A 17,037-nucleotide genomic window follows, 5' to 3' on the forward strand; every position below is an offset into this window, starting at 1 on the left:
ACACTAGACAATATTTCGTCACACTATATTTTTTAGAAAGCATCTAACAGAAGTAGGGAATTCTTGGGGAGTATCTAAAAAGTAGAAGATTATGAATTTCTTATTAAAGGAATAACTGAGGGCGAGAGCGGTTAACGCTAATTTTAGGAGATAAGGGCAACAGAGTGAATCTGTTGCCCAACAATTTTTCTAAAACAAACTGAAGGTTACTTTACAATCTCATAACAGGGTTCATAGGCATTGCCTGTTGGAAGTTTCATTCGGTGTTGTTGAATGAAATCTTGCAGTACGGAGTCGACTTTTTCCATTAAAGTGCGGTCACCTTTTAGTTTAAATTTTCCAAATTGGGCAATGGCATCTTGCGTTTGAGGTTTGATGTTGCCGGCAACAATACCGGAAAAAACTTGGCGGAGATTGGCAGTTAAATCCATTTTTGATTGATTAAAATGTAACGCTAAATTTGCCATATTGTCGTGAGTCGGTTCAAAAGGGTGTTGAAAACGCTCGTCAATTTTTAATGACCAGTTAAATCCGTAAGAATCGTTCGTTTGGCGACGTTGGGTTTTCACATCTTCCATAGCTTTTTTCATATGGCGTGCGACGGTCACTGGATCATCAATGACAATAGTATAGAGTTTTTGGGCTTCTTCACCAAGAACTTCGCCAATAAAACGATCAATGGTAGCAAAATAATCCGCACTTTCTTTTGGCCCGGTCAAAATCACCGGTAGGTGCTGTGCTTTATTTTCGGGGTTGAGTTTTACACCCAGCACATAGAGCAATTCTTCAAAGGTTCCGGGACCACCCGGGAAAATCAAAATGCCGTGCCCCATACGAACAAAGGCCTCTAGGCGCTTTTCAATATCCGGCATAATAATTAGTTCATTAACTATGGGGTTAGGCGGTTCGGAGGCAATAATGGACGGCTCAGTAATGCCCACAAAACGGCTGTTTTTATAACGTTGGTTGGTGTGTCCGATTGCTGCGCCTTTCATTGGCGCTTCCATTACACCTGTGCCACAACCGGTGATGATATTCATCTCTCGTGAACCCAATTCTAGTCCAACCTGACGGCAATATCGGTATTCTACCTCATTAATCGAATGACCGCCCCAGCATACGACTAAATTCGGATATTCACCCACAATCAATGCTCTGGCGTTGCGTAAAATAGAGAAAACTTGATTAGTGATTTGTTTACTATCCCGTGGTTCTGCATCTTGATACAAAAGATTGACAAATAAAATATCGCGTAATACGGCAAAAAGATGATATTGAATATTTGCGATCATTTTATCGTCCACAAAGGCACGTTCCGGTGGATTATGAAGCTCTAAACTTACCCCTCGTTCACGAGCCACAAGGTGAATATCAAAATCGGTATATTGTTGTAACAAGGCTCGGCTATCATCGGTGACTGCACCGGAATTAAGTACGGCAAGGGAACTGTTTCGATAGAGTTGGTATAACTCCGATTGTGCAGTTTTGGTGAGGCGTTCCACTTCAAGATGAGAGAGCAACGCCATACTGCCTTTCGGGTTGATAAAATGAATATTCGACATAATAATCCTTATTGTCTGGCTAAACGTAAATTTTCCGGTAAAGTTTCAAAGTTGGAGCGGAAAGGGTTAATATCTAAACCGCCACGGCGGGTATAGCGAGCATAAACCGTGAGTTTTTCCGGTTTGGCATAGTGCATTAAATCGCAAAAAATACGCTCGACACACTGCTCATGAAATTCGTTATGCTGACGAAAAGAGACAACGTAACGCAATAATTTTTCCCGATTAATTTTTTTACCCACATAGTGAATCTGAAGGGAACCCCAATCCGGTTGGTTGGTAATTAAACAATTTGATTTTAATAAATGACTGACCAAATATTCTTCTACCACTTCATCAGATAGGCAATTTTCTAGCCAGCCTGCATTAAATTGATAATCAGTAATTTCAATGTCTTGCTCATCAATACATTCACCTTGTAACCTATCAATTTGTTGTGTTTGATAAAACGCAAGCGGATTTAACCGCACTTTCACTTCGCCTTGGGCGCATTCTGCTAAATCTTGCTGCATAATGTGTGCCACCTGATTAAAATTGGCAAATTTAGTTTGGTTAAAGCTGTTTAAATAGAGTTTAAAACTTTTGGATTCAATTAAATTTTGACTTTGGTGATCCAAATAAATATCCGCAATCGCCACTTGTGGCACACCTTTTTCATTAAGCCATGAAATTTCATAAGCTGTCCAAATATCGGCACCGATTGTGAAGGGTTGTTTTTGAGTAATACCTAAATCATCACGGTTCAAGGCTCTTGGCACGGCTTGTAATAAAGTGCGGTCATATTTGTTGGTATAGTCGGTTTTTTGTCCGAGTTTCAGTGAGGCTAATCCGTAATCTTGTTTGTTCATTGTTTTTCCTCGTTATAAAAAATTCCACGAAATGTTCGAGATCAATCGGCATTGATCACATTTAAAATGAAATATCTCAAAAATGGGTTCCTTTAATGCCCAGTTGCCACCACATTCAGGACAGTGTCGATGTTGCTCATTTTCAAGGGATTTACCGCCAACTCGATACAGATAATAGTAGGTGGGAATATGGCTTATTTTTTCGATTTCTTGGGCTAAATAGCGACCATGTTTTGTGAGTGTACTTTGATGATTGGTAATTTCTTTTAAGGCTTGATGTTCTAAAATTGCGCCATTCATTTGAAGTTGATCGCAGGCTTGCCAGTTTTCTTGCCATTTAATCACATCTTGGCTCAAGTCCAGTTGGTTTTTCAGTTGTTTATAAAGGGGAATTGGTGCAAAATCTTCCCCACTATGAAGAGGCGAGCAACTTTGTAAATGGGTCGTATAAAGTATTTGCCACGTAGGATAAGAATTTGAGGCGGTTTGATCGCTATTGAGATCATCACCAATCAATTGAAAACCCTCAAAAATCAGACCGCACTTTTCTGCATTTTGTAATGCATGATTGACCTCTAGATTATTATTTTTTGGCAAAAGACTGTCTTGCTCAGGGCAAATAACACGCATAGCAAAGCCTTGTTGCCCGTTTTCCTCCGCTAAATATAGCGGAATTTCACGCCCGATAATCTGACCGTTATAACGCCATTGATCAATGAGGACATTCAGCAAACGGCTTTGTTCCGCAATGTCATTTTCAAGTGCGGTCAATTTGAAGAAAGTTTCGATTAAGTACATTGTTGTTTTAATTGTTCTCTAATTTGGTTTAAGCCGTTTAAACGGGTTTTGCTTAAACGCTGTGCAATGCCGAGTTCGGTAAAAAAAGCGGTGAGATCAAATTTGCTTAATTCCTCGCCAGTTTTACCATTGATTTCTTCCAGTAAAAGCCAAAGTAAACCGTTCATAATGCGTGCTTCACTGAAGGCGCTGAATTGAAAAGTGCGGTCATTTTGAGGGAGAATTTGAAACCACATTTGTGCTTCACAACCCGTAATTGGTTGCATATTGGCAAGTTCATCATCACTTGGGCGAGGCAAATTTTTGCCAGCTTGAATAATCAGGCGGTAACGTTCTTCCCAGTTTTTGGCAAGTTTTAATTGGTCTATCATTGTAAAAGCTCCAAAGCTTTATCCAGTGCAGCGAAGAATTGTGCCACATCCTCAGGCGTATTGTAAGGGGCAAAAGAGAGGCGTAAAGTGGTTCGTTCTCCTAGTCTTACTAAATAGGGTTGGGCGCAATGTTCGCCCACCCGTAAAGCAATATTTTGTTCACTGAGCAAGGTGGAAAGATCCGAGCTGTCTATTCCTTCAAAGGTAAAACACACAACAGTACTTGGTTGTGGAGAATTAAATAATCGACAATTTGTGTAATTTTTTAACCGCACTTTCACTGATTCCGCCAATACCACCGCATGTTGTTCAGCGCAAACAAAATCCCATTGGGATAACCAATCTAATACGGCATTAAAGCCAATCACACCGGCAATATTAGGTGTGCCGGCTTCAAGGCGATAGGGCAAATCGGCGAAAGTGATTTTTTCTGCCGATACTCGCTCCACCATTTTACCGCCGAAAAAGAGGGGTTGGAGTAGTGAAAGTGCGGTCAATTTTCCGCTTAAAACCCCAATCCCGTTTGGACCGTAAATTTTATGGGCTGAAAAGGCGAGAAAATCGGCATCAAGATCTTGTAAATCAATCTGAATATGACTAATAGCCTGGGCGGCATCCACTAAAATAAGGACATTGCTCTGTTGGCGAATCAGTTGAATTAAGCGTTTAACGGGCTGTTCCGTGCCGGTGACATTTGAAACAAAGTTTAATGCCACCAGTTTTGTGCGTTCATTGAGTACATTTTTTAGTGCGTTTTCGTCAATAAGCCAATTATCCAAAATAGGCAAAATCCGAATTTTTGCACCGCACTTTTTGGCGGTTTCATGCCAAGTGACAAAATTAGCATGATGATCTGCTTGGCTGATCAGAATTTCATCACCTGCTTTCAAATGGGGTAATAACCCGTTCGCCACTAAATTAATCGAATGAGTTGTGCCGGAGGTCCAAATCACCGCTTTTTCATCTTCCGCATTAATCAGCCGTTTCACCTGCGTGCGTGCCTGTTCATATTGGGCGGTTTGTTTCGCATCATATTGGCTGCGATGCACAGAACCGGCGGAGGTATAAAATTCAGCGGTGCGTTCAATTAATACGTTAGGTTTTAATGCCGTAGCGGCGTTATCTAAATACACGGTGGCATTAGGGCTTTTAAAATAAGGGAAATGTTCTTTAAATGATTGATAATCAAAAGCCATACTTTTTCTCCTGTTTGCGCCATTCATGGGGAGGAATGGGGGAACGATCAGCCCATAAGCCTAATCGTTGTGCTTGTGCTTTTTCTTGAGCGTATAAATAAATGGGGTGGTGAAGATATTGATTATACGCCCAAGCCATACCGGATTTTACCATTTCAAGATTAATGTTTTTTCCGTTGTAATAAACGGTCGCAAGCGTGCGTTTATAGCGATCTTGACCGCTTATTTTTAAACTAACCCTACGTTTATAGATCAGCTTTGAAAGCTGCTGTTTGGATTTCTTGCCAAAAGGTTGATTTTTTTCCGGCGCATCAATTTCTTCTAAACGAACTTTAATCGACTTATTTCCTATCATCAGGCAAGTGATGCTATCGCCATCACTGATCCCTACCACAAGGCAGTCATTGGAAGGGGAAGAATGAGCAGAAAGTGCGGTTAAAAAAACGAGTGAAATTAAAAGGATATTTTTAATCATAGGGTTAATGAAAGATAAACAGTTTTATTTCGGCGAATTCTTGAAAATTTTTACACTTTGGAAAATGAATCAGCATTGTAGCAAATTACAAACCCAATGAACCAGCGTTATGATTTTTGATCAAACGCATAAATTCCCGTATTTTTTAAGAAAAAGAGTAGTAAATGGCGGAAAAATAGGCTTAAAATATTTTTTAAATTCTGTTGAAAAAGTTGAAAAGGAAAAAGATGTTATACAAGCTGTTTCTTTTGGTTCGTTCCTTATTAATTCTTTGCATTATGCTTTATCTCGGTAATCAAATTGCCCATTTTATCCCTGTTGGGGTACCCGGTAGTATTTGGGGATTGCTGTTGCTTTTTATGGGCTTGACAACAAAAATCATTCCTTTGGAATGGGTTTATTTTGGGGCGAGTTTATTGATTCGTTATATGGCGGTTTTGTTTGTTCCGGTGAGTGTGGGAATTATCAAATATTCCGATTTATTATGGGCACAAATGAATATTTTGATTATTCCTAATGTTGTCAGCACTTGTGCCACCCTCGTTTTTATCGGCATTGTGGCGAATATCATGTTTGAACGCCAATCCTTTCACCATAAACGCAAAAAAGTTTTAGCCAACCGCACGGTACAAGAAGAAAAACAAAGTCATTAAATAGAGTGATATTATGAATTACAGCATTTATCTTTATAGTTTATTAACGATTTTCGGATTTTGGCTTGCTCTCCAAATTAATAAGCGTTGGAAATCTATTATTTTCAACTCATTTATTCTTACTGTGGTGATTTTGGTTGTGATTTTAGTAATGGGGAAAATTCCTTATGATGACTATATGCAAGGCAATGCCCCTATTAATCATTTATTGAGCTTGAGTATTGTGGCGCTTGCTTTGCCGCTCTATGAGCAATTAAGACAAATTGCCAAACAGTGGCGTATTATTCTTTCTGTTGTTGTCCTTGCTTCTGTCTTCTCAATGTTTACCGGTGCCATCCTCGCATTAATTTTAGGGGCGACACCGGATATGGTGGCTACTGTGTTGCCCAAATCTATTACCACACCGATTGCAATGGAAGTATCAGCCCATTTAGGGGGGATTCCTGCGGTTACCGCAGTAGGTGTTGTACTGGCAGGGTTGCAAGGTTCGATTTTTGGTTATTTGATTTTGAAAAAAATAGGGCTACGTCACCAAGAGGCGATAGGTTTATCGGTCGGGTCGATTTCTCACGCATTGGGTACAGTAAGCTGTATGGAAATTAATCCAAAAGCGGGGAGTTACAGTTCGATTTCTTTGGTTCTTTGTGGCATTATCAGCGCTATTCTTGCACCATTGGTGTTTAAAATGATTTATCTGTTTGTGTAGACATTATGAAAAATACCTTATCAGCCAGTTGGATCGAACGCTTTATTCCTGATCCGCCAAGAGAAAAAGATCATCGCCCGCCATTTCGTCGAGATCGTGGGCGAATTTTACATTCTGCCGCTTTTCGTTGTTTGCAAGCGAAAACACAAATTCACGCTATTGGCGAAAATGACTTTTATCGAACCCGTTTAACCCATTCTCTAGAAGTGGCTCAAATTGGAAGTAGTTTGGTCGCACAACTTAAATATGCTGAGGCATTTAATCATTTATCCGAACAATTAAATTGGGAACAAACGGCGCTACAAAAACAACTTAAAGGATTATTGCCCAGCAATGATTTAATCGAAAGCCTTTGCTTTGCCCATGATATTGGTCATCCGCCCTTTGGGCATGGTGGGGAAGTGGCGTTGAATTTTATGATGCATCAAAACGGCGGTTTTGAAGGGAACGCGCAAACTTTTCGAATTTTGACAAAGCTCGAACCTTATACAGAAAATGCCGGCATGAATTTAACACGCCGCACATTGCTTGGGGTCATCAAATACCCAACGATTTTAGATACCGCATCTCCACAATATGAGTCTTTACCTCATTTAATCCCAGTTGATGCCCGTTATGTGAAAATTAGCGATTGGAAACCGGGGAAGGGAATTTTTCGTGATGACTTAGAGATGTTTAATTGGCTGTTACAAAATCTCTCTGAAAATGACCGCACTTTATTCACTTCAGTGCAAAAAGAGCGGTCAAATTTTGCCGAGTTTTTAAAAACACGTTTTAAATCTCTCGATTGCAGTATTATGGAATTGGCGGATGATATTGCTTATGCAGTGCATGATTTAGAAGACGCTATTGTAACCAAAATGGTAAATCAACATCAATGGCAAGAAGCCCATTCGGCACTGGAGAAAATCCCTTATCCATGGTTGCAAGAAAATATCCAACATATTAGTCAAGGGCTTTTTTCTGACAAACATTTTGAGCGAAAAAATGCCATTGGGGCATTAGTGAACTTTTTTATTACCAATGTACGTTGGACACTCACCGAGAATTTTGATGAGCCTTTGTTACGTTATAACGCAGAACTCCCAAAATCGGTGGTGATGGCGCTTGACGTATTCAAAAAATTCGTTTGGAAATATGTTATTCGTGGTGTTGATACGCAGAGAATTGAATACAAAGGGCAAAGAATGTTGACGGAAATGTTTCAAATTTTTGAATCCGATCCTATTCGTCTTTTGCCACGTCATACAGCTGAAGAGTGGCAAAATGCTCCGGACAACCAGAAAAAACGTGTGATTTGTGATCATATCGCGAGTATGTCCGATGCTCATGCCATGAGGGTTTATCAACAATTATAATGAAAAGAGGGTGCTGAATGTGTGCGTCCTTTAGTTTCGCGGATTAAAAAAAACCGCTATCCATTGTGAATAGCGGTGGAGGTCTTAAAATAAAATAACAATTTAAAAAACTGCAAATATGCAGTGCACTAGCAATTCATCAGACTGTTATTTTGTGAGTTAGTTCACATTTCTTCAAAAAATAATAAAAAAATTTAATAAACACCTAGTTTTTTGTAAAAGCAAGGATTTGTGCTTCAATTCCTTCTGCATCTAGCTGCAATTCGTGTAGCATTTCTTGCTGTGAACCTTGTGGAATAAAGTAGTCAGGCAAGCCAAGCTGTAAAAGTGCGGTTCGTTTTGCCGATGAATTTAATACTTCCGCTACCGCTGATCCTGCACCACCTTGAATCGCATTTTCTTCTAAAGTCACTAAATAATCGTGGGTTTGTGCCAGTATATTTATCATTTCTACGTCAATCGGTTTCACAAAACGCATATCTACTACCGTTGCATTTAATTTTTTGGCGGCTTCTAAGGCAGCAGGTAGAAGCGTACCAAAATTTAGGATCGCAATTTTTTGCCCTTCCCGAACCAAACGGGCTTTACCGATAGGCTGTATTTCTAAAGGCATTAATTCTACACCTAAAGCATTGCCACGTGGATAACGCACAGCAGCCGGTTTACCACATTTATAGCCGGTATAAAGCATTTGGCGACATTCATTTTCATCACTTGGTGTCATAATAATCATATTGGGAATGCAACGCATAAAACTTAAATCAAATGCACCTTGATGGGTTTGTCCGTCTGCCCCTACGATGCCGGCACGATCGATAGCAAATAAAACCGGAAGATTTTGGATAGCCACATCATGAATTAACTGATCGTAAGCGCGTTGTAAAAAGGTTGAATAGATGGCGACAACCGGTTTATAGCCACCAATAGCTAAACCAGCGGCAAAAGTTACGGCATGTTGTTCTGCGATGGCAACATCAAAATACTGTTCAGGAAAGCGTTGGGAGAACTCAACCATTCCCGACCCTTCACGCATTGCCGGTGTAATACCGATAATTTTGGGATCATTTTCCGCCATTTCACAAAGCCAATCACCGAAAATTTTGGAATAAGTCGGTTTTGCATTTGATTTTGGCAATTCTCCGCAAGCCGGATCAAATTTCGGCACACCGTGGAAGCCAATCGGATCTTTTTCTGCGGGGGCGTAGCCTTTACCTTTTTTTGTTTTAATGTGTAAGAATTGCGGTCCTTTCAAATTTCGCATATTACCTAAAGTAGCAACCAATTCATCAATATTATGCCCATCTACCGGACCAATGTAATTAAAACCAAGCTCTTCAAATAACGTACTTTCCGGCGAGAACATGACCCCTTTCATATGTTCTTCGGTTTTTTTCATAAAATTTTTAACGGTTGGTACTTTGTCCAGAATTTTTTTACTGCCATCACGTACCGTAGAGTAGAGCGAACCGGAGAAAATACGTGCTAAGTGATTATTTAATGCGCCTACATTTTCTGAAATTGACATCTCGTTATCATTTAAAATAACCAACATATCCGTATGTAATGCGCCCGCATGATTTAACGCCTCAAATGCCATACCGGCGGTGATTGCCCCATCTCCAATGACACATACAGTTTTGCGCCCTGCATTTTCGCGTTCTGCCGCCAAAGCTATTCCCAGTCCTGCACTGATAGACGTCGAGGAGTGTCCTACACTTAAGACATCAAATTCACTTTCTTCACGCCAAGGGAAAGGGTGAATACCGTCTTTTTGGCGGATTGTGGACATTTGATCTCTGCGACCGGTCAGAATTTTATGGGGATAAGCTTGATGCCCCACATCCCAAATGAGCTGGTCAAATGGTGTTTTATACACATAATGTAATGCAACGGTAAGTTCTACCGTTCCTAGTCCTGAAGCCAAATGACCGCTGCTCTGGCTAACACATTCCAAAAGATAACTACGTAGTTCATGGCAAAGTTGTGGCAGTTGATTTTTATTTAAAAGACGCAAATCTTCCGGTGAATTAATAAGGGATAAAAGAGGGTAGTTGTTCATGTTAGTTATTCCCAAAAATTTGTGATTATTAACCGCACTTTTTGTTTGATTTGTGACGCGGTATCAATTAACTTTTTCTTGTAATAATAAATTTAGCCAAAGCACGAAGTGCGGTAGTATCAAAGGGGATTTTATCCAATTCGGACAGTGCAGTTAGGTATAAATCCTGTGCCTTTTGTTTTGCCCCCTCTAATCCCAGCAGTTTCGGATAAGTATTTTTACCCAAGGTTAAATCCGAACCGACAGGTTTGCCTATTTCTTCGCTATTGCCTTCAATATCTAAAATATCATCCTGTACCTGAAAGGCGAGCCCAATAGCTTCGGCATAACGCGTTAGCGATTGTTCTAATATGCTATCTGCAAAATGTGGGGAACAAATAAATCCCAGTTTTAAAGCGGCAGTAAGCAATGCACCGGTTTTATTTCGATGAATTATTTCCAGTTCTTCAAGACTGATTTGCTTATGTTCAGAAATTAAATCCAAACTTTGTCCTAAACACATACCTTGTACACCGGAAGCTTGGGCTAAAATTTGAATCAACGCCAACTTTTGTTCCGCTGAAATGTGAGGCGTTTGAGTGAGAATGTCAAAGGCGAAAGTTTGTAGTGCATCACCGGCTAAAATTGCGGTAGCTTCATCAAAAGCAATATGACAGGTTGGATGTCCCCGGCGTAAATCGTCATTATCCATTGCCGGTAAATCATCATGAATTAAGGAATAAGCGTGAATGGATTCAATGGCTGCGGCAGCATAATCTAAAGATTGTTCCTTTGCACCGAGCATCTCTCCCGTTGCATAAACTAAAAAAGGGCGAACCCGTTTTCCCCCCAACAATAAACCATATTTCATCGCATCACGTAATGGTGCGCCATGGTTTTCAATTTCATCAAATTGTGCCTCTAAAAATAAATTAATCCGTTGTTGAATATCTTTGGACTGTTGTGGAAATTGGTTCATTTTACTCGCTTCCTTGATAATCACTCAAAGGTGCATCTTCGCTTTTTTGCAAAAGAATTTGAATACGTTGTTCTGCTTGTTGTAAACGCTCTTGACCCAACTGTGCCAATTTTATTCCTTGTTCAAATTCTTTTAATGCTTCTTCTAAAGGCAGTTCACCACTTTCTAAACGGGAAACAATACTCTCCAGTTGCATCAATGTGGTTTCAAAATCTTGTGAAGTTACCGCTTTGCGAGCCATTTAGTGGTCCTTTATTATATAAAATATGCGACATTGTACTTTATTTTATCGGATGTTAAAGTTTTATTTCAAAAATGCGCATTGGAAAACTTGTAGTTGGTTTTACTTTGTGGACTTTTCTCTTGCTTTGCGTAAAATATCCGGCATTTTTTATCAAATTCTATTCCTATGAAATTTATTGTTAAACTTTTCCCTGAAATTATGATTAAAAGCGAAACCGTGCGTAAACGTTTCGCTAAAATTCTCACCAGTAACATACGCAATATTCTGCAAAAATATGATGAAGAAACTGCGGTCGTTCGCCATTGGGATTACATTGAAGTGCGGTCAAAAAATAAAAAGAATCGTGAAGAATTAATCGCATTATTGCAACGTATTCCGGGGATTCATCATTTTTTAGAAGTGGAGGAAAAGTCTTTCACAGATTTACACCACATTTTTGAACTCACCCTTGCCGATGTCAAAGAACAACTTCAAAACAAAACCTTTTGTGTTCGGGTAAAACGTAAAGGTAAGCATAAATTCAGTTCCATTGAAGCGGAGCGTTATATCGGCGGCGGTTTAAACCAACATATTGAAAGTGCAAAAGTGCGGTTAAAAAATCCTGATGTAACCGTGCGTATCGATATTGAAGATGACAAAATGATGTTGGTTAAAACACGTCATACCGGTATCGGCGGTTATCCGATTGGCACGCAGGAGGATGTGCTATCTTTGATTTCCGGTGGATTTGATTCAGGTGTGTCGAGTTATATGTTGGTTCGCCGAGGTTCACGCGTGCATTATTGTTTCTTCAATCTTGGTGGGGCGGCACATGAAATTGGTGTAAAACAAATGGCTTATCATATTTGGCAACGTTATAGTGCCTCCCATAAAGTCCGATTTATTGCGATTAATTTTGAAGGGGTAGTCGGTGAAATTTTAGAGAAAGTCGATAACGGTCAAATGGGCGTTGTCTTAAAACGTATGATGGTACGGGCGGCAAGTAAAGTGGCAGCACGCTTTAATATTGAAGCGATTGTAACCGGCGAGGCTTTGGGACAAGTATCCAGCCAAACCTTAACCAACTTACGCTTAATTGATGAAGCCGCAGATACATTGGTATTACGCCCTTTAATCACTCATGATAAAGAACAAATTATTGCTATGGCGAAAGAAATCGGGACTGATGATATTGCAAAATCAATGCCTGAATTTTGTGGTGTGATCTCAAAAAATCCAACGATCAAAGCGGTACGTGAAAAAATTCTTGCGGAAGAAAGCCATTTTAATTTTGATATTTTAGAAAGTGCGGTAGAAAATGCGCAATATTTAGATATTCGTAAAATTGCAGAAGAAACAGAAAAAGAAGTGGTGGCAGTTGATACGGCTTCAGAGCTAAGTGAAAACGATGTCATTTTAGATATTCGTAGCCCGGAAGAAACCGATGAAAAACCGTTTAAATCGGATCACCACGAAGTTATACAAATGCCGTTTTATAAGCTTTCATCACAATTTAGCTCACTGGATCAAAGCAAAAATTATATGTTGTATTGTGAACGTGGTGTGATGAGCAAATTGCAAGCCTTGTATTTAAAAGAAAACGGTTTCACTAATGTTTATGTGTTTGTGAAAAAATAATCTCAATATCGACCGCACTTTTATGTCTTAATTGTGCGGTTAAAACTAATTCAACTCTTCTAGCATTTCATCAATAGCTTTGGCAAGTAATGTTCTATCATGGCGGTAACTGACATCATCTGCATTTAAGCGTTTTTCGAGTATTTTTACCGAAGAAATGCTTGAAATATCAACCGCACTTTTTTCCTGTATTGGCGTAATAACACCATCAAGAATTTCTGCGCCGACAGTATGGTGAATCCAGTGAATACGTTTAGTTAAAGAAAGGGTAGAGGCTGTCCCTAATTCTACACCTAAATTATCAATAAAAATTTTTTTCGCTGTACTTGTGCGAATTGCACTGCCAATATCAGATAAAAGCAGAGGAGGCATAATACTGGTTAAGAAACTTCCCGGTCCGAATAAAATAACATCAGCCAGCTCAATTGCTTGAATGGCTTCCGGTGTTGCCTGAACCAGTGGAATAAGAAATAATGATTGTGGTGTTTCGGTTAAATTATCAATACTCACTTCACCTACAATACTAGAACCTGTGCCAAGGCTTGCGGCAAGATGAACGGGGCTTTCAGACATAGGAATTAAATAGGATTTAACGCGTAATAAATCTCGAATGAGGTTTACACCATCAAGCGGACGAACATGCATATTTTCGAGCGCTTTTAGCATTAGATTACCCAAGTTATGGCCTGACAATTCTCCTTGACCGCTAAAACGATATTCAAATAGGGCTGAAGCAGTACTAGGTTCAGTAATAATTTGATTTAAACAATTTCGTAAATCCCCCCAAGCAATCCCACCTTGCTGTAAACGAATTCGACCGGTAGATCCGCCGTTATCTGTGGTAGTAACTATGCCGGTAAGGCGTTCTTTCATAAAACTTAAAGCAGACATTACCCGCCCTAAACCATGTCCGCCACCAATCGCAACAACGCGTTGATCATTTAAATATTTATACTGACCCAGTGGGGTAAAATCCGACATAAAATTTTTCTACCTAAAATTAATTAATACATTAATCATTATATATTTGTTTACATAAATGATCTAAAAGAATTTACTGAATTTATGATGAAGTTTACATAATTCATTGCGTTTTTTAGCAAGAATCTTTTAAAATGCCAAAATATTTTATCGCATAACTCCGAGCTTGTTTAGTCTAAGTTCTCAACCGAATATGACGGCAATGCCAATAACGATGTTTGTTATTCAGGGATACGTTGGAAACGGCTTATCCTCTCCATTTTAGAAAGGTGTCTCATGCAATCAATTCCGATAAAAAACGTGTGGGTTTCACGTTTAGTCGATGCATTCCAGCGTACTTACTATTATTTACGGCTATCAATTACTGATCAATGTAATTTCCGTTGCAACTATTGCTTACCAAACGGCTACCAACCGGAAACCGATAAACCCAGTTTTCTCACATTGAGTGAAATTACCCGGGTTGCGCAGGCTTTTGCCAATATGGGAACGAAAAAGATCCGCTTAACCGGTGGCGAACCAACGTTGCGTAAGGATTTTCTTGCGATAGCTGAAAATATTGCCCAAATCAAAGGCATCAATCAAGTGGCTTTAACCACAAACGGCTATCGTATGTTAAAAGATGTGGAGGCTTGGAAACGTGCCGGCATTACCTCTATTAATGTGAGCGTAGATAGCCTCGACCCCAAAATGTTTCACCAAATTACTGGAATTAACAAATTTGAAGAGGTTATACGTGGAATTGAACGGGCATTTGAAGTCGGCTATGAGAAAGTCAAAGTTAATTCGGTATTGATGAAAAATTTAAATGATATTGAATTTAATCAATTTCTTGATTGGGTGAAACATCGTCCGATTCAAATGCGTTTTATCGAGTTGATGCAAACGGGAGAGATGAATAATTTTTTCCATCGTTATCATCTTTCAGGACAAGTTCTTGCCGATAAATTGATCTCACAAGGTTGGCATCAACAACAAAAAGCGCTAACAGATGGACCGGCAAAAGTTTTTAAACATAGTGATTATAAGGGCGAAATCGGTTTGATTATGCCTTATGAAAAAAACTTTTGCACAAGCTGTAATCGTTTACGGGTTTCTTCAAAAGGAAAGCTACATCTTTGCTTATTTGGCGAAGAAGGGATTGAATTGCGTGATTTGTTGCAATCTGATGAGCATCAAACACTTTTACAAGCTCGCATTTTTGCTGCTTTGCAAGGTAAACGTGAACATCATTATTTACACCAAGGTGATACTGGTATCCGTAACCATCTTGCCTCTATTGGTGGGTAAGATTCAAAACTTTTTCAAAATTAACCGCACTTTTTTAAATTATGACAACATTTACTCATATTAATAGTCAGGGCGAAGCCAATATGGTGGACGTATCTGAAAAAACAGATAGTGTACGCGAGGCTCGAGCTGAAGCCTTAGTGACCATGTCACAAGAGACATTATCGATGATCTTAAATGGACAACATCATAAAGGGGATGTATTTGCTACCGCGCGCATTGCGGGCATCCAAGCGGCAAAACGCACCTGGGAACTTATCCCATTATGTCACCCATTGTTACTTTCAAAAGTGGAAGTCAGCTTAGAACCATTGACTGAAACGAACCAAGTTCGCATCGAATCCCTTTGCAAACTTACGGGAAAAACAGGGGTAGAAATGGAAGCCTTAACTGCAGCGAGTGTTGCAGCGCTGACCATTTATGATATGTGCAAAGCAGTGCAAAAAGATATCGTGATTTCACAAGTTCGCCTACTTGAAAAGAGCGGCGGAAAATCAGGTCATTTTTTAGCGGAGAAGTAGATGTTACATGTATTGTTTTTCGGTCAGACACGTGAAATTATCGGGCTAGATGAAACTAAAGTAGAAGGGGAGTTTTCTAGTGCAGAAGCCTTACGCCAACACCTTGCTCAACAAGGTGACAAATGGGCATTGGCGCTAGAAAAAGGAAAATTGCTTGTGGCAATTAATCAAACTTTAATGCCCCTTGAAAGTACGATTAAATCCGGCGATGAAATTGCTTTTTTCCCTCCGGTGACAGGAGGTTAATATGAGCGATATTCATATTTCTGTGCAAGATGCAAAATTTGATCAAAATGCTGTTTACCAATGGCTTTCAACACCACATTCCGTTGGTGCAGTCGTTATTTTTGTGGGAAAAGTTCGTGATCTGAATTTGGGTGATGACGTGTCCAGCCTCTATTTGGAGCATTATCCAGCAATGACAGAAAAAGCGTTGCGGGAAATTGTATCTGAAGCTAAACAACGTTGGGATATTCAGCGGGTTACGGTGATTCATCGTGTTGGGTTATTACATACCGGTGATGAAATTGTATTAGTTGGTGTAGCTTCCTCCCATCGTGGTGAGGCTTATCAGGCGAATGAATTTATTATGGATTACCTTAAATCAAAAGCCCCATTTTGGAAAAAAGAGCAAACTAACCAGGGAGAGCGTTGGATTGAAGCCCGGGACTCAGATAAAAAATCGTTAGAAAAATGGTAAAACTAAAAAAGCTCGGGAATACCGAGCTTTGCATTTTAATGATTTAGCTTTCCAAGCCGGCAAGATTACCTAAATCTTTGTCGATTAAGAATAAGCCTTTACCATCTTCACCAAGAAGGTTAAGTTTATCTAGAATACCGCTAAAGAGTTTTTCTTCTTCGTGCTGTTCAGCCACATACCATTGTAAGAAATTGAATGCTGAATAGTCTTTTTCTTCAAAAGTACGATCTACTAACTCATTGATTTTACTGGTAATCAATTTTTCGTGTTGGTAAGTAATTTCAATCACGTCTTTTAATGATTTATACTCGTGAGGTGGGGCTTCAATCGCAGAAATAACAGCTAACGCGCCAGTTTCATTCAAATAAGTGAATAATTTGCGCATATGTTGCATTTCTTCTGCAGCATGTGCAGATAGGAATTTTGCCGTACCTTCAAAACCTTGTTGTTCACACCACGCACTCATCTGAAGATACAAATTAGATGAATAAAATTCTAAATTCATTTGCTCATTTAATAGTTTTACCACATTTGCTGATAACATCTTATTTCTCCTATTATCCTATTCTAAAGTTGCCAAATCACGATCAACGAAATATAAACCTCTACCATCTTCACCGACCAAATTAAATTTATCAATAATGCTACTAAATAATTTTTCTTCTTCATGCTGTTCCGCAACATACCATTGTAAGAAATT

The 17,037-nt window shown here is 39.4% G+C and carries 19 protein-coding genes and 1 riboswitch; of the genes, 8 read left to right on the forward strand and 11 right to left on the reverse strand.

Annotated features, from left to right (window positions below; all coding sequences use genetic code 11):
* Positions 1-206: 206 nt before the first annotated feature.
* From ppnN to BKK47_RS11300, 6 genes are read right to left on the reverse strand one after another with little or no spacing between them, the layout of a single operon-like run.
* Positions 207-1,562: a nucleotide 5'-monophosphate nucleosidase PpnN gene (gene ppnN, locus BKK47_RS11275; protein ID WP_077494921.1), complete on the reverse strand. Its 1,356-nt coding sequence runs from the start codon at positions 1,560-1,562 to the stop codon at positions 207-209.
* A gap of 8 nt (positions 1,563-1,570) precedes the next feature.
* Positions 1,571-2,410 carry an NADPH-dependent 7-cyano-7-deazaguanine reductase QueF gene (gene queF, locus BKK47_RS11280; protein ID WP_077494922.1) on the reverse strand — a complete coding sequence of 280 codons (840 nt, stop codon included), beginning with the start codon at positions 2,408-2,410 and terminating at the stop codon, positions 1,571-1,573.
* A 12-nt stretch (positions 2,411-2,422) separates the two neighbouring features.
* Entirely contained in the window at positions 2,423-3,208 is a 786-nt protein-coding gene (locus BKK47_RS11285; RefSeq protein ID WP_077494923.1) for a Zn-ribbon-containing protein, read from the reverse strand.
* On the reverse strand, positions 3,199-3,579 hold the full coding sequence (locus BKK47_RS11290; protein ID WP_077494924.1) for a SufE family protein: 381 nt from the start codon (positions 3,577-3,579) through the stop codon (positions 3,199-3,201). Before BKK47_RS11290 ends, BKK47_RS11285 begins: the two co-directional genes overlap by 10 nt.
* Complete coding sequence (locus tag BKK47_RS11295) at positions 3,576-4,775, reverse strand: cysteine desulfurase (RefSeq protein ID WP_077494925.1); 1,200 nt, start codon at positions 4,773-4,775, stop codon at positions 3,576-3,578. The genes BKK47_RS11290 and BKK47_RS11295 overlap by 4 nt, the downstream gene beginning before the upstream one ends.
* Complete coding sequence (locus BKK47_RS11300; protein WP_077494926.1) at positions 4,765-5,250, reverse strand: thermonuclease family protein; 486 nt, start codon at positions 5,248-5,250, stop codon at positions 4,765-4,767. The genes BKK47_RS11295 and BKK47_RS11300 overlap by 11 nt, the downstream gene beginning before the upstream one ends.
* Positions 5,251-5,477: 227 nt before the next feature.
* Here BKK47_RS11300 and BKK47_RS11305 point away from each other — a divergent pair, with 227 nt between their 5' ends.
* Genes BKK47_RS11305 through BKK47_RS11315 form a run of 3 tightly spaced genes read left to right on the forward strand, consistent with a single transcriptional unit; the run spans position 5,478 to position 7,967 of the window.
* Positions 5,478-5,903, forward strand: coding sequence for a CidA/LrgA family protein (locus BKK47_RS11305; protein ID WP_077494927.1), 426 nt, complete (start codon positions 5,478-5,480; stop codon positions 5,901-5,903).
* A 10-nt stretch (positions 5,904-5,913) separates the two neighbouring features.
* Entirely contained in the window at positions 5,914-6,609 is a 696-nt protein-coding gene (locus BKK47_RS11310) for a CidB/LrgB family autolysis modulator (protein WP_143529626.1), read from the forward strand.
* A 5-nt stretch (positions 6,610-6,614) separates the two neighbouring features.
* Positions 6,615-7,967 (forward strand): anti-phage deoxyguanosine triphosphatase, encoded by a 1,353-nt coding sequence (locus tag BKK47_RS11315; protein WP_077494929.1) that lies wholly within the window; start codon positions 6,615-6,617, stop codon positions 7,965-7,967.
* Positions 7,968-8,172: 205 nt separating this feature from the next.
* Here the strand turns inward: BKK47_RS11315 and dxs are convergent, their stop codons facing one another.
* The 3 genes from dxs to xseB form a co-directional block, all read right to left on the reverse strand.
* Entirely contained in the window at positions 8,173-10,026 is a 1,854-nt protein-coding gene (dxs, locus tag BKK47_RS11320; protein WP_077494930.1) for a 1-deoxy-D-xylulose-5-phosphate synthase, read from the reverse strand.
* A 67-nt stretch (positions 10,027-10,093) separates the two neighbouring features.
* Positions 10,094-10,984, reverse strand: a complete 891-nt coding sequence (gene ispA / locus BKK47_RS11325; RefSeq protein WP_077494931.1) for a (2E,6E)-farnesyl diphosphate synthase — start codon at positions 10,982-10,984, stop codon at positions 10,094-10,096.
* 1 nt (position 10,985) lies between these two features.
* A complete protein-coding gene (xseB, locus tag BKK47_RS11330; protein ID WP_077494932.1) occupies positions 10,986-11,225 on the reverse strand; it encodes an exodeoxyribonuclease VII small subunit in 240 nt (79 codons plus the stop codon).
* A gap of 168 nt (positions 11,226-11,393) precedes the next feature.
* Between xseB and thiI the strand changes: the two genes are divergently transcribed.
* On the forward strand, positions 11,394-12,845 hold the full coding sequence (gene thiI, locus BKK47_RS11335; RefSeq protein ID WP_077494933.1) for a tRNA uracil 4-sulfurtransferase ThiI: 1,452 nt from the start codon (positions 11,394-11,396) through the stop codon (positions 12,843-12,845).
* Between the two features lie 45 nt (positions 12,846-12,890).
* On the opposite strand, the gene BKK47_RS11340 is transcribed toward thiI, so the two are convergent.
* Positions 12,891-13,826 carry a gluconeogenesis factor YvcK family protein gene (locus tag BKK47_RS11340; protein WP_077494934.1) on the reverse strand — a complete coding sequence of 312 codons (936 nt, stop codon included), beginning with the start codon at positions 13,824-13,826 and terminating at the stop codon, positions 12,891-12,893.
* Positions 13,827-13,972: 146 nt separating this feature from the next.
* Positions 13,973-14,114, forward strand: a riboswitch (molybdenum cofactor riboswitch).
* Between BKK47_RS11340 and moaA the strand changes: the two genes are divergently transcribed.
* From moaA to moaE, 4 genes are all read left to right on the forward strand, one after another.
* Positions 14,103-15,116: a GTP 3',8-cyclase MoaA gene (moaA, locus tag BKK47_RS11345; protein WP_077494935.1), complete on the forward strand. Its 1,014-nt coding sequence runs from the start codon at positions 14,103-14,105 to the stop codon at positions 15,114-15,116. Its footprint overlaps the riboswitch before it by 12 nt.
* 41 nt (positions 15,117-15,157) lie before the next feature.
* Entirely contained in the window at positions 15,158-15,637 is a 480-nt protein-coding gene (gene moaC / locus BKK47_RS11350; protein WP_077494936.1) for a cyclic pyranopterin monophosphate synthase MoaC, read from the forward strand.
* Complete coding sequence (gene moaD, locus BKK47_RS11355) at positions 15,638-15,883, forward strand: molybdopterin synthase sulfur carrier subunit (RefSeq protein ID WP_077435539.1); 246 nt, start codon at positions 15,638-15,640, stop codon at positions 15,881-15,883.
* Position 15,884: 1 nt separating this feature from the next.
* The gene (gene moaE / locus BKK47_RS11360) at positions 15,885-16,337 is read left to right on the forward strand and encodes a molybdopterin synthase catalytic subunit MoaE (RefSeq protein WP_077494937.1); all 453 of its coding nucleotides are present in this window, start codon (positions 15,885-15,887) and stop codon (positions 16,335-16,337) included.
* Between the two features lie 43 nt (positions 16,338-16,380).
* Here the strand turns inward: moaE and ftnA are convergent, their stop codons facing one another.
* The gene (gene ftnA / locus BKK47_RS11365; protein ID WP_077494938.1) at positions 16,381-16,881 is read right to left on the reverse strand and encodes a non-heme ferritin; all 501 of its coding nucleotides are present in this window, start codon (positions 16,879-16,881) and stop codon (positions 16,381-16,383) included.
* Positions 16,882-17,037: the final 156 nt, after the last annotated feature.

This window comes from Rodentibacter mrazii (assembly GCF_001998825.1).
In the GTDB taxonomy this organism is placed as follows: domain Bacteria; phylum Pseudomonadota; class Gammaproteobacteria; order Enterobacterales; family Pasteurellaceae; genus Rodentibacter; species Rodentibacter mrazii.

Coding starts and splice junctions, on each gene's coding strand:
- BKK47_RS11340 (WP_077494934.1), bottom strand. CDS start 13,826: ATGTCGGATTTTACCCCACTGGGTCAGTATAAATATTTAAATGATCAA.
- BKK47_RS11305 (WP_077494927.1), top strand. CDS start 5,478: ATGTTATACAAGCTGTTTCTTTTGGTTCGTTCCTTATTAATTCTTTGC.
- dxs (WP_077494930.1), bottom strand. CDS start 10,026: ATGAACAACTACCCTCTTTTATCCCTTATTAATTCACCGGAAGATTTG.
- moaC (WP_077494936.1), top strand. CDS start 15,158: ATGACAACATTTACTCATATTAATAGTCAGGGCGAAGCCAATATGGTG.
- BKK47_RS11315 (WP_077494929.1), top strand. CDS start 6,615: ATGAAAAATACCTTATCAGCCAGTTGGATCGAACGCTTTATTCCTGAT.
- ispA (WP_077494931.1), bottom strand. CDS start 10,984: ATGAACCAATTTCCACAACAGTCCAAAGATATTCAACAACGGATTAAT.
- ppnN (WP_077494921.1), bottom strand. CDS start 1,562: ATGTCGAATATTCATTTTATCAACCCGAAAGGCAGTATGGCGTTGCTC.
- moaE (WP_077494937.1), top strand. CDS start 15,885: ATGAGCGATATTCATATTTCTGTGCAAGATGCAAAATTTGATCAAAAT.
- xseB (WP_077494932.1), bottom strand. CDS start 11,225: ATGGCTCGCAAAGCGGTAACTTCACAAGATTTTGAAACCACATTGATG.
- BKK47_RS11295 (WP_077494925.1), bottom strand. CDS start 4,775: ATGGCTTTTGATTATCAATCATTTAAAGAACATTTCCCTTATTTTAAA.
- ftnA (WP_077494938.1), bottom strand. CDS start 16,881: ATGTTATCAGCAAATGTGGTAAAACTATTAAATGAGCAAATGAATTTA.
- moaD (WP_077435539.1), top strand. CDS start 15,638: ATGTTACATGTATTGTTTTTCGGTCAGACACGTGAAATTATCGGGCTA.
- BKK47_RS11300 (WP_077494926.1), bottom strand. CDS start 5,250: ATGATTAAAAATATCCTTTTAATTTCACTCGTTTTTTTAACCGCACTT.
- thiI (WP_077494933.1), top strand. CDS start 11,394: ATGAAATTTATTGTTAAACTTTTCCCTGAAATTATGATTAAAAGCGAA.
- BKK47_RS11290 (WP_077494924.1), bottom strand. CDS start 3,579: ATGATAGACCAATTAAAACTTGCCAAAAACTGGGAAGAACGTTACCGC.
- moaA (WP_077494935.1), top strand. CDS start 14,103: ATGCAATCAATTCCGATAAAAAACGTGTGGGTTTCACGTTTAGTCGAT.
- queF (WP_077494922.1), bottom strand. CDS start 2,410: ATGAACAAACAAGATTACGGATTAGCCTCACTGAAACTCGGACAAAAA.
- BKK47_RS11285 (WP_077494923.1), bottom strand. CDS start 3,208: ATGTACTTAATCGAAACTTTCTTCAAATTGACCGCACTTGAAAATGAC.